Source organism: Leptolinea tardivitalis (assembly GCF_001050275.1).
Classification (GTDB): Bacteria; Chloroflexota; Anaerolineae; order Anaerolineales; family Anaerolineaceae; genus Leptolinea; species Leptolinea tardivitalis.
In genome coordinates this window covers 348,603-362,442 of the sequence record NZ_BBYA01000010.1, presented here as the reverse complement: position 1 = coordinate 362,442, position 13,840 = coordinate 348,603, and the positions used below count along the sequence as shown (strand labels likewise).

Sequence of the window (13,840 nt, the reverse complement as noted above, 5' to 3'; positions counted from 1 at the left end):
ATACCTCATCATCAGGCTCGAATTATACGACCTCAATGATTTTACGAAGACCAGTAGTCAGGGTAAATTACGCGGATAGATATCAATAGATGATTATCTGGTGAGAAAACCTTTGCATCTCGTCACCTTTCAGCAATTGGGATGTGAGGGCTGTTTATTCATTAAAGTACTGCAAAAATGCGGATACGATGGAGCGTTTGCTTTTGCTGGATCATAGGCAGGATGCCAAGAAACCCGGCAATCAAAAGTGTTTTTTTATAAATTCTCTCTTTTCGAAGATGCTGCGAGTGACACGAAAAAATGACCCGTAAAACCGGGTTCAACAATAGATATGCGAGAATTCGTGGGCATTTTCCATTTTTTCAGTGTTCGTTATTCTATGCCCTGTCTGTTTTGAGAAAACCCGCCCGTCTGATGACATCATGGTTAGCGGAATAGTTGTGTCTACGTGCACACGCAGGTCAAGCGGCGGTTGCGTGGCGGCATTGTTCAAAATATCGGCCACTTCTTCTGGCTGGATGCCAAAAGGTTGAAGCAGCGTACGCACCGCCCGCAAGAAGAGCACCCGGTAAGCAGCGCGGTCAATGGAGCGCGGATCCGGCCTGCTGGGTAAATCCCAGGCGTGTACACCAGCTTCGGTACGTACCAGTAAAAAGCGCACCTTCTGGCCTGGGCCGAGATTTTTACCGATTTCGCGCAGCTGCATGGCTGCCCGTGCCGCCGGTGACGGCGTAACGTAAAGATCAAGTTCACGACTGAGACGCTGCCCCAGTACAAGCTGGTCAAGCGGTACCTGGCCATCGCGAAGGGCATGCAGCCGCCGGCGCAGCAATTCCAGCGCGCCGGGCATGTATTGCGGTAATTCATCAACACTGGGCGCCTGGGCCAGCCAGCGCAGGGCTTCCATTTGCGCATCCGAGATGAAATGCGGCGTGTCGTGCCGCCGGGCTTCAATACCGCGGATTTTGATGGTTCCGTCTTGAAAGACCCCGAAGTAGCGGTTGGGCACCGGCATGCGTTTATCGCGGCGGGCTGGCAGAAAAGCCACCCAGCGGTAGATGCCATCAAGCGCAATGGATAGGCCGGTGCGCTGGGAGATCTGATCCAGCAGATCATCATAATCACGTGGGGATGTGGCGCCGGGTTTTTGCACCCACAGGCCGTCTACATACATCTGCAAAATATTGAAACCGCAATCTTCCGCTGCTTCCTTTCCGCGCAGCAGGGCTTCACGTCCGTTTGACGTGACAGCCTCATGCGATTCGATGCGCCCGAAACGGGCGTTCTTGTAGCCCAGGTACCCGAAGCAGGTGACCAGCAACCACTTGTGCGCCAGTGAACGGGCTTTATCAAGCTTTAAGCGTGGATCCCAGGGCGGCGTTTCGACCAGGCGGTGTTTGAGGGCAATCCGTTTTTTCAGCAGGGGAGCCAGTGTTTGTGGAATGAGACCCGGTTCATCCGGCTGTGGGTCCGATAGGCCAATCGGGGTACATTCGGGCGAGATATTGCAGCGCACCATGATGCTGGGATACATCGATACAAAATCAATCTCTCCTACGTCGCGGTGCAGGCCGATGATCGGCTGGTATACCAGTCCGCCCTGGTCTGAGTTCAACAGGTCGAGTCCTGATTTTTCGCGTTCGGCCTGCTGTTTGTGCCAGGGGACAAGCACCTCGGTGCGCAGGGCAGTGAGAATTTGCATGGAAGATATGCCGGTGCCGGGCGATACCCGTGAGGCAATTTGCAGCGGCAGCCCGGTGACGCGCCCCACTTCAAGTACTCCTTCGAGTCCGTAATCACCGTACAGCATGGCGTTGGATCGGTCAATGTGCACCCGGCCAAACAAATGCACCTGCTCACCGCGATAAATGATCTGCCCGTAGGAAAAGTATGTGCGTGAGGCTTTTCGCAACACATTGGCGGTGGCTTCACGATTGAGCGGCAGCGGCATGCTGAATTTCTCAGAAAGCTCGATCAGGCGCGGCAGCAGCCAGGTATCACCCCATGACGTAAGCAGCAGGTCGGGGTCAAACTTTTGCAGCAGGGCGGCCAGGTTGATCAGCATGGGTCGGACCGGCTGCAGATCAAGATGATATACATGCTGATCAACCTTCACATTAATTCCGACTGGTTCGGAATGGTTCGGATCACTATCCGGTTCCAGTTCCATTACCCGCAGAGGGCATGGCTGGGGATCGAGGTCCCAGGGGCTGTCGAGCGCCCGGAGGTTCAGCAGAGTGTCGCCCTCATATTCAATGGCGCAATACGCCGTGGCGAAGGCGCCTGTTTTGGCGGCAAATCGCAGACCGATTTCGACATCGGCATCATAGTAGGTCAGATCAGGAAACGCCTGAGATGTCTGGTGGAACAGGCGGGGTTGCTCAGCCGGGTTTTCCACCTCAATGGACAGTAGACTGATGGGTTTGGGAAGGAACAAATCACGCCGTTCGGTCCGGCCGAGGCGCGGGATTGGAGTTTGAGATTTCAGCCAAAGGCCAAGTTCATGCAGGCGTTTGGTGGGACCGGCCGCGTAGAACGTCAGCGGGAAGGGGCAGCGCAGCCTCAGGCGTTGTCCGTCAGTCATCATTACCCAGATGATCAGACCATCGGTTTCGTGTTCGTACAGGTCCAGAAGCCAGCCGTGCATAGGGTTACTTTCCTTTTGCAAGAGCGTTTTTTGCGGAGGCAGATTTTACGGATGGAAAAATGGGATGGCAAATCTTCGTCTGCGGATAATCCATCACCCGTAGGGGCGGACGGCCGTCTACTCTTGCAATCTCGGATACCAGTCGGAAAACCCGGTGGGCATGCTGCATTCTACTGGAACCGATCAGAGGTATATTTCTTTTGGGTGGAAAAACGGGATGGCAAATCTTTATCTGCGGATAACCCATCACCCGTAGGGGCGGACGGCCGTCCGCCCCTACACTGTGCGGAATAGCACGTTTGCAACCAACGCAACCTTCTTCGGGGGACAAAACCCCCTCCCGTTTTGGGAGGGGGTTGCGATGACTAAATTTCGGCCGGTTCCGGTCAGGATTGGTCAGGGTCGACATCGATGATCTCCGGTTTATTGTGGCGTCTGGCTTCGACAGGCTCAGCCAACGGTGCTTCGACAGGCTCAGCCAATGGTGCTTCGACAGGCTCTCCTTCTGTTTCGTCTTCCAAAAGCATCCGCTTTTCACCGGCGGGGAGCTGCCCTGTGATTTCATCCATCTGCCGGCGCAAACGCTGCACCTCTTTGTGCTCTTCCAGCAGCATCGACAGCATGAAGGTTTCCAACGGCAGGGCGTGTGCCGCATATGCGGCAGCCGCCAGATGCTTCTGGGCAGAGACAAACAGGTCATCCAGTGCAATCTGATCGGAACGGCGCAATGCGCGGCGGAAGCGGGTGAAGGCTTCCTGTTCCATCAGGAATGTCTGAGTGATGGAGGGAAGAGTGCGTCCCATAAGAGGCGGTTTTCTCCTTATTAAATCAGGCCCGGGATGGGCTGTAATCGGGGAGCTTCGGCGGTCATCACCCGGGTGGAAGCCGCGCGCAGCAGGTCAAGCAGCACCAACCGGTCAGGGCACAGTGCAGACGGTGTTCGCGCGCTGACCATTACCGGTGCGGTGCGGCTGAGGCGGCGCAGATGGACGATGGCATTTTCAAGCAGGCGGTGGCTTTCGGCCAGCGGTACGCTTTCATCGTAAAAGGTTGAGAGCAGGTCAAGCACCAGCACCGGCCGGTCTGGAATGGTGGGGGTATCTGCCAGCAGGACAACCATCTGATAACAGGTAAAGCCGCGCGAGAGGCGGATGTTGTTCATGGCCTGGTTGAGGGCGGCCGTGTGACGGCGGATTTCACGCGAAACGGTGTAGGCATTAAACTGGTTGCCGCCGTCCAGTACCCGTACGACGTGACCGGGAGCCAGGCGGGAAGCCAGTGCCAGCATCATATCGCGCCCGGCGTGCGGAGCGACGACCAATTGGATCTGATTACGGGTGGGGGTGGCAAGTGAATTCATGTTTAGAATACCTGTTCTGAAAAGGATTTTCTACAGTATATAAGAACTGGCGTTCTATGTCAATAGGTCAAATGGAATGAATTTTCTATAGAAATCCAGAAATGGTTGAATGGAATGTGATTTTGAGGAATAATGAATATGAATGATCTCGCCGGATTTCTTCTTCTCAAATCGGGTTGGAAAGGAGATTGAGCTTTATGGATACCGGTAACCTGAATAAACTCCTCGAACAGCTTCAAGACGAGATTCGCAACACAAAAGTAGTGGATGAAAGGGGTGCCGAGTTGTTGCGCACTCTGGATGACGATATTCATACACTTCTCGAAAAATCAACGGAATACCCCGATCTAGTTGCGCGTACTGATTTTCAACGCCTGGAAGAGGCGTTTTATCATTTTGAAGCCACCCATCCAAAATTAACGGTTCTGATATCCCGGCTGATGGAATCGCTGAATAATGTGGGAATTTGACCTCTCTTCCCGAAAATGAATCGGGAGCTGGTGGCTTTTTCCTGGTCTTAATCCAACCACAATCAAACCAAAGAAGAGAGTAAAATAACGTCCATCTTAATTATTTAATAAAGATGGAGATTGTTATTATGCCCTGTGGTGAACAAACGCCGGAGATGGTCAAGGAAACCGGAGTGGATGGAAAATAGCCAGAAGAGTTCTTTAATCCGTATTGATAAGACAGATATCATCCATCTGGTCAACCAGGACAACTCCCTCTCAAAAGAAATCACCGATGAGATGGCCGTTCCCACCTACCTGCACAACAATCCCCTGATTACCTGGTTATTCTGGCGGCGGTACGAAGAAATACTGCGGTTTGCGCGGCTTCAGGAGAGTGACCATGTTCTCGAATTCGGCTGCGGCTTAGGCGTATTTCTGCCGACGCTTTATGCCCGAACCAAACATGTATACGCCATTGATCTTTTTCCATCGTACGCTCAGCTGCTATGCCGGCAAAGACAGATGGATGTGCAATTTATAGAAAATCTTGAAAATTGCGCTGAAAATCAGTTTGACCTTGTCATCGCGGCGGATGTAATGGAGCACCTTGACCAACCGCAGGATTATTACGCATTATTCCAGTCACGGATTAAACCCGGCGGGCGTTTGATTCTCTCCGGTCCGACCGAAAATTACCTGTATCGTTTCGGGCGATTCCTGGCCGGGTATAGCGGGAAAATTCATTACCATCGCAATAATATCTATGGTCTGGAACGCATAGCCCGGGAAATGGGTTTTATCCTGAAAGATAAATCCATCCTGCCATTCCGTTTCTTGCCCCCCTTATTCAATATTCTGTTATTTGAGAATCCGCCAAAACCGAAATAACCATCGAAACCAATTATCCATTTACCCTGCAGCAGGGTTGAAGCAGGTGGTGTGGTTCTGTGGATGGAGATTGGCGATTATTTCCACCTGCTTCAACCGGGAGCATTGATGTGACCGGCCGCCGGTAGAAGCAACCGGAGACGGGTTGGATGTGAGCGGACAGTAAGTTCTTCGGTTGCTTCCACCCTGCATGAAATCATAAAAAAAGGAGGGCTCGTTGTAAGAGCCCTCCAAAAATTCTGTTTATGCCAGTTTCAACACAACCGTTTTGCCGCGCAGAGAGTACTTGCCTCCACTCTTTTGCAGCACCAGACGGGCGTGTTTCTCGGCTACGTCCACATAGGTGTGGTCGTCCTGAATATCGATGGCTCCAATGGCCTTACCGGGAATGCCAACTTCGCTGGCAATGGCTCCCACCACATCACCGGGACGCAACCCCTGTTGGCCGCCGAGGTTCATGCGCAGACGAACCATTCCGGCTTCCGGTGCCCTGCTCGGACGTCCATTGCAGGATCCGCCACGTGCCTGATTGCGATTCCCACGGCCATCATGCATATCACGTTTGCCCGTCTGGCTGCGGGTTATAGGCATCGGTTCCACCAGGTCAACGGCTGGAACCGGAGTTTCACCGGCACGGGCGAGTTTGATGGCTGCTGCGGCAATTTCTACCGGATTGAATCCAAATTCGATCAACTTTGAAACCAGGGCAGCCTCACGTTTGAATTGCCCGGCACTCATCTTCTCTGTAAGCTCTTCAGTAAACCGTTCGTCGCGCTTTTGCAGGATTTCATCACGGGTGGGCAGGTTGTATTCAGCGATTTTCTGTTTTGAGTAGTTTTCAATCTGGCTTAACCGGCTGCGTTCGCGCGGGTGAATGAATGTGATGGCATTGCCCTTCTTGCCTGCACGACCAGTGCGACCGATGCGGTGGATGTAATCATCGGTATCTTCGGGCATGTCAAAGTTAAACACGTGCGACACATCATCAATATCCAGCCCGCGTGCCGCTACATCTGTAGCGACCAACAGGTGGATGGTTTTTTTACGGAAACGGTCTAAAACCCACTCACGTTTGTTTTGATCGAGGTCACCATGGAGTGCACCAGCCGGATAACCCAGCCGGTTTAATTCGTCTGAAAGTTCCTGGGCGCGGGCTTTGGTGCGAGTGAAAACCAGGGCGCTTTTTACATCTTCTGCTTCAAGAATACGGACAAGAGCGGCCTGTTTGTTCTCATCACGTACACGCAGGTATTGCTGCGTGGTTTCGGGGACGGTACGAGGCCCGGTGATTACCGAGATTTCAAGCGGATCGGTTAAATAGCGGTCAGCCAGCTTCCGGATGACCGGCGGAAGTGTGGCTGAGAAAAGGGCGATCTGTCGTTCTTCTGGAATGGCTTTGAAGATGGTTTCAACATCTTCAATAAAACCCATTTCCAGCATTTCATCGGCCTCATCCAGTACAACATATTTCACCAGACTGAGATCGAGCAGTTTTTTCTTTATCAGGTCCAGCATACGGCCGGGGGTACCTACAACCACATCAATACCACGATCAATTTGACGGAGTTGAACACCGTACGCCTGTCCACCGTAGACAGTCATCACACGCAGAGGTGTCTCCTGGGCCATTTGCCGGGCGGCTTCCGTCACCTGGATGGCCAGTTCACGGGTAGGCGCCAGGATCAATGCCTGGGGGGTCCGTTTACCGGATTGGATCTTGTGCAGCATGGGTAATACAAACGCGGCCGTTTTACCTGTTCCGGTTTGTGCCTGTCCGATGACGCTGCGTCCTTCCAGCAGCGCCGGGATGGCTGCCGCCTGGATGGGAGTGGGCTGGTCAAACCCCATTTCTTCTACAGCCTGAACGAATTGCGGCTGCAGACCAAGTTCTTCAAACTTTGATGCCATAAAACAATCTCCTGAACTATTCCTGCCGCGGCGCACAGTATATTAACCGGCTGGAAAACCGGCGGCAGAAATCAATATGATTTGTCCGGGCCCTGTTGCGGGAAGCCCGATCCCAAATCCCGGGGAGATGCGCTGTTTCAGGCATCCAGGCCTGGCATCCCTGAGGATGCCGGCGATTAGATGGTTCCAATTCTCACAATTGGATGATCCCAAATGCTCTTTGCTTTATCGGAGTATCCGGGACATCCTGTCGACGGCCAACGGCCGGAATAAGCTCAACAAAAAATCACCCGCAAAACACCACTTTTTGTTACCCAAAGAGCGCATCACACAATAACGGGCGGATTATACCCCTTTCGGGCAGAAACGCAAAATGAATTTTTCATCGGGCTGCACAAGTCGCTGGAAAATGTGCGGAGATGGAAAAAGAGGGTTTACATAATAATAATCTTCTCCCATGCCGGTACTATGACCAGTGTCATCCGGGTATGGAAAAGGATACGCCGTACCCTTCTGTTATAAGGCCAGGTTTTTCATAGTATCCACCAGGCGGTTGATTTGATCGGAAGTGTGCTGTGCACAAACCGCCACCCGCAGGGCACCTCCTGCCGGTGTGCTGGAATAGGAACGCACGTATGCCACGGCAAATCCCTGCGCGAATAATTGTTTCTGCACAGAGGCTAAATTTTGCCCTTGAAGTGACGGCAGGCAAATGATGGGAACAGGTGTATCATCCAGCTCCCATCCGAGGGACCGCAATCCGTCGCGCGCCTGTTTAACATTGGCCCATAATTGGCGGCGCAACCTCGGATTTTCACGGGCAATGGTCAAAGCCCGGGCCGAGGCGGCAGCCGTCACCAGGGGAGGCGGACTCGCGCCAATGCAAATGCTGGAATTCTGATCCATCTCATCAATCCAATCACCGGGACCGGCAATGATTCCGCCGTACCCGCCCAGTGCCTTGGCCAGCGTACCGCAGGTCTTGACCCGGTCAGATTGAATATTGAAATACTCCAGTATTCCCCGTCCATTTTCGCCCAGAACGCCCACCCCGTGAGCATCATCCAGAAATATCCGTCCATTGAACGGTTCAATGATCTTAAGGTAATCCGGCAGAGGAGCAATCTCTCCTGAAATCGGGAAAACAGCATCACTTATAACCAGAGGGTGTTCATCCGGAAGAATCTCCGATCGGATTATTTCTTCCAGATGGCCCGGATTCACGTGATGAAACGGCGTGATTGTTTTGTTGGCCGCCAGGGCAGCATCCCAAAGACTGTAATGGGCGGCCGAGTCAATGAAAATATGATCGCTCCCTGATCCATTGGTCTGTACCAGAACTGACATGCCCATGTAACCGGAGGGGAAAAACAGGGCTTTTTCCGTATTGAAATAGGCACAGGCTTCCTGTTCCAACCAGTGATACACCGGATGTTCGCCAAATCCACCACGTGAAGTCGCAGTAGACAAGCCATACCGGGCAAGGGTATCTGCGGCTGCCTTTAAAACATCTGGATGGCTTTGCAATCCCAGATACCCGGTGCCGGAAAAATAATCCACTTCTTGACCGTTAATGATCACACGTGATCCAATAGGACTTTCCAGTTGATAGTCTTTCTGGCGATGGTTATTTTTCATTTTCGGGTAGTTTTTCATCTGATGAATGCGAATGATTGTAATACCGCTTCTGATATCAAAAATTGAAGAAAGTAAATACGCCAATAAAAAAAATGGTATGATTCACATCAAGTTACTTTTATTTGTAGTGCAATTTTTATTGTTGAGGGATGTTAATGAAAAAGAATATTGTTATTGGTTGTGATAATGCGGCTGTTGGTTTAAAAAAAGTGATCATGAAGTTGCTGGACGACCTGGGATACACCTATGAAGATGTGGGGGTAACCGGGGAAGAAGATCAAACATATTATCCCAATGTAGCCAAAATCGTCTGCGAGAAGATCATCGCCAGCGGATACCAGAAAGAGGGCATCCTGATCTGCGGTACGGGGATTGGCATGGCCATCACAGCCAATAAATTCCCCGGGATTTATGCGGCTGTATGTCATGACAACTATTCTGCTGAACGCGCCCGCCTGAGCAACAACACTAATGTTATCTGCATGGGCGCCCGCATTATTGGACCAGAACTCGCCAAGAAAGTTATGAAGGAATGGCTGAGCCTGGAATTCCAGGGCGGCTCCTCACAGGCCAAGGTCGACACGATCAAAGGTATTGAGCATACGATCTGCGGAAGATGACCTCTTCTGACCGGCTTCTGATCGGCTCTAACCTGAAAATGTATAAAACCATTGCCGAGACAGTGGACTATCTGTCCCGGCTGGTATCTGTTACGTCTGACCTGCCCCGGGAAAGCATTGATATTTTCATTATCCCATCGTTCACGGCACTTCCGGCTGCCTCGATGCTGAAGTCTGACCGGTTGAAGCTCGGTGCCCAGAACATGAACTGGGCAGACAGCGGCCAGTACACCGGCGAAATCTCGCCCGTAATGTTACGGGAACTGGGGATTGATGTTGTCGAGATCGGGCATTCTGAAAGGCGGCATGTGTTTGGCGAAACGGATGATGAAACCAATCGTAAAGTAATTGCGGCGGTTAATCATGGTTTCACGGCGCTTCTATGTATCGGAGAGACGGCTTCAGATAAAAACCTGGGAATCAGTGAAGAAAGAATCCGTATTCAATTGAAAATAGGATTGCATGATTTCCCGAAAGAAAAACTCTCGAGGTTGTGGATTGCCTACGAACCTGTCTGGGCGATTGGAGTGAATGGTACACCTGCTGCCCCTGACTATGTGGAAGAGGCTCATGCAAGGATCCGGTCAACTTTGGAAGAGCTCTTTCCGGGTGAAGCTGATCACATTCCGATACTCTATGGGGGCAGCGTTAACAAACAGAATTGCTGCGAATTGATTGCACTGCCGGGTGTGGATGGTCTTTTCATCGGTCGGGCAGCCTGGAACGCCGATGATATGAATACCATCATTCGTATGACTCTCCCCATCTGGCAGGAAAAAATAAAACTGACAGCCTAGAAAAGTCAATATCCTCAAAAGAACAGCTTCCTTCAATTTTGATGGGAGTTGTTTGTTTATTTAATGGAAAGTATGCTTGACATTTCTGTAACTCTATACTATCATCAAAAATGGAAAGTGTGCTTTCCATTTGTTTTTTTCTGGAGGCATTGTGAAAAATCGTCTGGAAGAATTACGCAAACAACAGGGTATTCGTCAGGAAGAGCTGGCATCAGCTCTGGAAGTATCAAGACAGACAATTGGTTCCATTGAGAATGGGCGGTATAACCCGTCAATTCTTCTTGCTTACAAAATTGCCCGGTATTTTGGCATGACGATTGAAGAAGTTTTTATTTTTGAGGAGACGAAAGATGAACACTAAACGATGGTTTTATGGATTTCTTGTATTGCTTGGTATTGGTCTGTTGCTGGTGGGAGTTTTGGTATTCAATTCATCTGAAACAAAAATGGCGTCAGGGCTTTCCTTTGGTATAGGTGCTGCCACTTCTGGTTTAGGTATCGGGTGGTTAATCCGTTCCTTTGTTGTTACCAGCATTGAAGATGAAGCCATCCGAAAAAGCAAAGAAATTGAAATTAATGATGAAAGAAACACCCGTATTCGGGAACGGACAGGCTACATGGTCGCCCGCATCATGAACTATGTGTTGTGTGTGTTCATCCTTATTTTGGGCTTTATGGGTGCTGATCGCAACATCATCTTGATGGTTGCCGGGCTGATCCTTCTTGAAGGACTTTTGACGATTTATTTCTCCAGTCGGTACTCGAAAACAATGTAAAAAGCCATATGTGAACAAAAAAAACAGCAGACCATTGCCAGGTCTGCTGTTTTTTATCAATAAGATGTTCAACTACCTGTAGTTGATGGCCTCGCATCAATACATTTCAGCAGCACAACCGCCAGCCAGATATTTACCATGGTGATTGTCAGAAAGGGCACCAGAATGCCAAGACTGTCTGGCACACCTTTGAGCGCCATATTGATACCCATGGCACTTACGCCCAGTCCCATGGTAATGGATTTGAGAATAAAGACGGACCCGAGAAGGTATCCCCAGGCGCTGCGTTTGAGAAGCAGAATCCCTGAAAGAACAGCCAAAGGAACAATCAAAACAAGATCCATTGCCTGAATGACCAGGGTGGTGGTATTTTCCAATGCCGGTGTGCTGTTTTGCAGCAGCGGTGGAAGGATACGTCCCAGCCAGGCAAGGGTGAGAAAAGCCCCGACCAGGAACATCAACCCGGCCATGGTTTTTCCTGGGAGATTCGGTGAGAAATGTGCAGGCAAGTCTGCCAGATCAAATGACAGCATGCTGAGAATGAAGGCATACAGACACATGCCAAACAGGCAAACATATACGAGGAAAAGGTTGTTATAGGCTGTCAGCATGGACATTGACATATACGTATAGAGGAAGAATCCCAATGTTCCCGTCAGGAGCAGGCGCCCCCGCAACGAACCGCGGAAGGCCAGAATTGTGGAAATAATCAGCAAAGGCAGCCCAACTGTCAAAGTAATAACGTCGTTCCCCTGCATCTGTGCTGCCATACTGACCGTATCAAACCAGTACAATCCCTGCCTGTTGATGGTCACCTGTTCGCCGCGCAGGGTTTTGTAAGCCATCGGCTGACCGGGGGATTGATAGAACAATCCCATACCGGCCGCAAAGAGGGAAAGGATTATTATAGGCATGATAAGCCAGGTTAATGGTTTTTGAAATTTCATGTATCAATCTTCCAAAAATGAAAAAATCGTGTCTGATGTTGGTCAGGTTAGTTTGCCACATTTTTCAGTATTTTTACAATGGTCCAAATGGCCAGACAACCGAGAATGGTAAATGTGCCCACTAATCCGAAGTATTGCCCGGGTGCCAGGTAAATACCGGCGGCAGCCTGAAAAACTGTCTGGCTCAAGACAACCAACCCGATCATGGCCAGGAGAGTCAACATCACAAATGTTAATAGATAGCCGTTAGGCCGGCGGCGCAGAAGAAGAAAACCGGCAATATAACAGGCTGCCGGAATGATCCCCAGGTCAATCACAAAGGTGATTTCAGTCGTGTAGGTGTCGAGGCCTGGTGGATAAATCCCTTTGAATAATGGATTCAAAATCTCATTCAACCAGACAAATACGGAAAGGCCGGCAAAGAATAACAGGTAAGCTGCCAGGCGGTGCGGAAAGCCTGCTTCAATTCGTTCCGGTAATTCATCTACACGTATGGAGAAATACGCCAGAATGAAAGAATACAGGCTGCATGAAAAGTAGATGATATAAACCAGGAAGAAGGAATTGTAAGCTATTCCCAGTGCCATGGAGGCGGAGTTATACAGGAAGTACGCCAGTAATCCTGTTAAAAAAAGGGTCCCTCGTAACGAACCTTTTTGGTATTGGATAAAAGTAAACACCAACAGGGGAACAGCCAGAAACAGCGTCACAGCATCCGTTCCCCGGGCAATGGGTGCACGGAAATACGTATCAAATCGATAGATTCCCTGACCATACAGGGTCACATCTTTTCCATGCAGGCTCGTAACCGTGAAGGGGCCGGGTCCGCCCTGTGAGAACAGACCGGCACAGGTGGATGCCACCGCTGCCAGGATCAATATCGGTATGAGCACAGTCAAAGCCCGGTTTTGTTTCATTTTTCAACCCTCCATTTCCGATATTATTGGCTCACTGTCTATATGGCTAGATACCCTTTTGCCGAATATATTCAGAAACGTCAACATTCAGGTTGATGTTATCTACGGTGAAATAAGCCCAGGGTTTGCCGTCATCCATCCAGATGGCTGACCCGGTTTTGAAGCTTAATTTAAGACCATCCTTTTTCAGGTCTATTACGTGATTCAACCATAGCACTTTCTCAGTGCTTTTGGAATCATGGTAACGCATGGCTTCAAACCACATGGCAAAGCCGGTTTCAGGATCAAAACGTACGATAAACTGGTCGGTACTCTCATTGAAGGGCACGACCAGCAAAGCGGTATTATCATCTGCCGGCAGCCAGTTAACGCCGGGTGTTGTCAGAAAGACAGAGGGAAACCAGGCTGTTTCCGCCCATAAACCAAGATTGGCTGCCTGATCAAGTTTATCTCCTTCATCTGTGGCAAAGGGCAGTTCCATGCGGGCTTTCTTATCCAGATATCTCTCATTTACTTTGAGAATTGGGATGTTAAAAAAGGTCACTTCAATATAATGGCGATAGTCTTTTCCGGCTAGATGGGTGAAGCGGAAACGCGCGGGTAAAAAGACCGGTCCAAACGGCCGCAGGGTTGCATGACCCGTTAATACAGCTGACGTAATCACCGGGATTTCATCTCCGTAAACCACCCTGTAATATCGTTCCACCGGTTGTGGCAAGCCTTCCGGCAAGGGGATGGTTTTGATTTCAGCAGGTTTACCGTGATAATCAGCAAAGGGCCGCGGGGATACTTGCAGACCAACCCAGAGGATTAAGGCGAAGATTGCCAGTGCCAATAAAACGATCATTAAAATAGTCATGTTCCCTCTCTCTAATCTCTTTCATTTTACG

Annotated in this window: 15 protein-coding genes; 7 read left to right on the top strand and 8 right to left on the bottom strand. The window is 50.3% G+C overall.

Annotated features, from left to right (window positions below; all coding sequences use genetic code 11):
- Positions 1 to 319: 319 nt before the first annotated feature.
- The gene (locus LTAR_RS11195; protein ID WP_062422330.1) at positions 320 to 2,647 is read right to left on the bottom strand and encodes a DNA polymerase domain-containing protein; all 2,328 of its coding nucleotides are present in this window, start codon (positions 2,645 to 2,647) and stop codon (positions 320 to 322) included.
- 51 nt (positions 2,648 to 2,698) lie between these two features.
- On the opposite strand from LTAR_RS11195, the gene LTAR_RS17045 reads away from it, so the two are divergent.
- Positions 2,699 to 2,941, top strand: coding sequence for a hypothetical protein (locus tag LTAR_RS17045; protein ID WP_139044524.1), 243 nt, complete (start codon positions 2,699 to 2,701; stop codon positions 2,939 to 2,941).
- A gap of 92 nt (positions 2,942 to 3,033) precedes the next feature.
- Here the strand turns inward: LTAR_RS17045 and LTAR_RS11185 are convergent, their stop codons facing one another.
- Together LTAR_RS11185 and LTAR_RS11180 are read right to left on the bottom strand one after the other, a co-directional pair.
- On the bottom strand, positions 3,034 to 3,450 hold the full coding sequence (locus LTAR_RS11185) for a DUF8156 family protein (protein WP_062422328.1): 417 nt from the start codon (positions 3,448 to 3,450) through the stop codon (positions 3,034 to 3,036).
- A gap of 20 nt (positions 3,451 to 3,470) precedes the next feature.
- A complete protein-coding gene (locus LTAR_RS11180) occupies positions 3,471 to 4,007 on the bottom strand; it encodes a hypothetical protein (RefSeq protein ID WP_062422327.1) in 537 nt (178 codons plus the stop codon).
- A gap of 197 nt (positions 4,008 to 4,204) precedes the next feature.
- Between LTAR_RS11180 and LTAR_RS11175 the strand changes: the two genes are divergently transcribed.
- On the top strand, positions 4,205 to 4,477 hold the full coding sequence (locus LTAR_RS11175; RefSeq protein ID WP_062422326.1) for a DUF4404 family protein: 273 nt from the start codon (positions 4,205 to 4,207) through the stop codon (positions 4,475 to 4,477).
- Positions 4,478 to 4,654: 177 nt separating this feature from the next.
- Positions 4,655 to 5,347: a class I SAM-dependent methyltransferase gene (locus LTAR_RS11170; protein ID WP_062422325.1), complete on the top strand. Its 693-nt coding sequence runs from the start codon at positions 4,655 to 4,657 to the stop codon at positions 5,345 to 5,347.
- 243 nt (positions 5,348 to 5,590) lie between these two features.
- Here LTAR_RS11170 and LTAR_RS11165 read toward each other — a convergent pair whose 3' ends face one another.
- Both LTAR_RS11165 and LTAR_RS11160 read right to left on the bottom strand, forming a co-directional pair.
- Positions 5,591 to 7,255: a DEAD/DEAH box helicase gene (locus LTAR_RS11165; RefSeq protein ID WP_062422324.1), complete on the bottom strand. Its 1,665-nt coding sequence runs from the start codon at positions 7,253 to 7,255 to the stop codon at positions 5,591 to 5,593.
- A 516-nt stretch (positions 7,256 to 7,771) separates the two neighbouring features.
- Complete coding sequence (locus tag LTAR_RS11160; RefSeq protein WP_158423436.1) at positions 7,772 to 8,893, bottom strand: aminotransferase class I/II-fold pyridoxal phosphate-dependent enzyme; 1,122 nt, start codon at positions 8,891 to 8,893, stop codon at positions 7,772 to 7,774.
- Between the two features lie 149 nt (positions 8,894 to 9,042).
- Here LTAR_RS11160 and rpiB point away from each other — a divergent pair, with 149 nt between their 5' ends.
- The 4 genes from rpiB to LTAR_RS11140 all read left to right on the top strand — a co-directional run bounded on the left by rpiB (position 9,043) and on the right by LTAR_RS11140 (position 11,086).
- Entirely contained in the window at positions 9,043 to 9,513 is a 471-nt protein-coding gene (rpiB, locus tag LTAR_RS11155; RefSeq protein ID WP_062422322.1) for a ribose 5-phosphate isomerase B, read from the top strand.
- Positions 9,510 to 10,310: a triose-phosphate isomerase gene (locus tag LTAR_RS11150; RefSeq protein WP_062422321.1), complete on the top strand. Its 801-nt coding sequence runs from the start codon at positions 9,510 to 9,512 to the stop codon at positions 10,308 to 10,310. Before rpiB ends, LTAR_RS11150 begins: the two co-directional genes overlap by 4 nt.
- Before the next feature lie 151 nt (positions 10,311 to 10,461).
- On the top strand, positions 10,462 to 10,671 hold the full coding sequence (locus LTAR_RS11145) for a helix-turn-helix transcriptional regulator (protein ID WP_062422658.1): 210 nt from the start codon (positions 10,462 to 10,464) through the stop codon (positions 10,669 to 10,671).
- Entirely contained in the window at positions 10,661 to 11,086 is a 426-nt protein-coding gene (locus tag LTAR_RS11140) for a hypothetical protein (RefSeq protein WP_062422320.1), read from the top strand. Before LTAR_RS11145 ends, LTAR_RS11140 begins: the two co-directional genes overlap by 11 nt.
- Positions 11,087 to 11,154: 68 nt before the next feature.
- Here LTAR_RS11140 and LTAR_RS11135 read toward each other — a convergent pair whose 3' ends face one another.
- From LTAR_RS11135 to LTAR_RS11125, 3 genes are read right to left on the bottom strand one after another with little or no spacing between them, the layout of a single operon-like run.
- A complete protein-coding gene (locus LTAR_RS11135; protein ID WP_062422319.1) occupies positions 11,155 to 12,033 on the bottom strand; it encodes a hypothetical protein in 879 nt (292 codons plus the stop codon).
- A 47-nt stretch (positions 12,034 to 12,080) separates the two neighbouring features.
- The gene (locus tag LTAR_RS11130; RefSeq protein ID WP_062422318.1) at positions 12,081 to 12,950 is read right to left on the bottom strand and encodes a hypothetical protein; all 870 of its coding nucleotides are present in this window, start codon (positions 12,948 to 12,950) and stop codon (positions 12,081 to 12,083) included.
- 46 nt (positions 12,951 to 12,996) lie between these two features.
- Positions 12,997 to 13,809: a DUF6544 family protein gene (locus LTAR_RS11125; protein WP_062422317.1), complete on the bottom strand. Its 813-nt coding sequence runs from the start codon at positions 13,807 to 13,809 to the stop codon at positions 12,997 to 12,999.
- Positions 13,810 to 13,840: the final 31 nt, after the last annotated feature.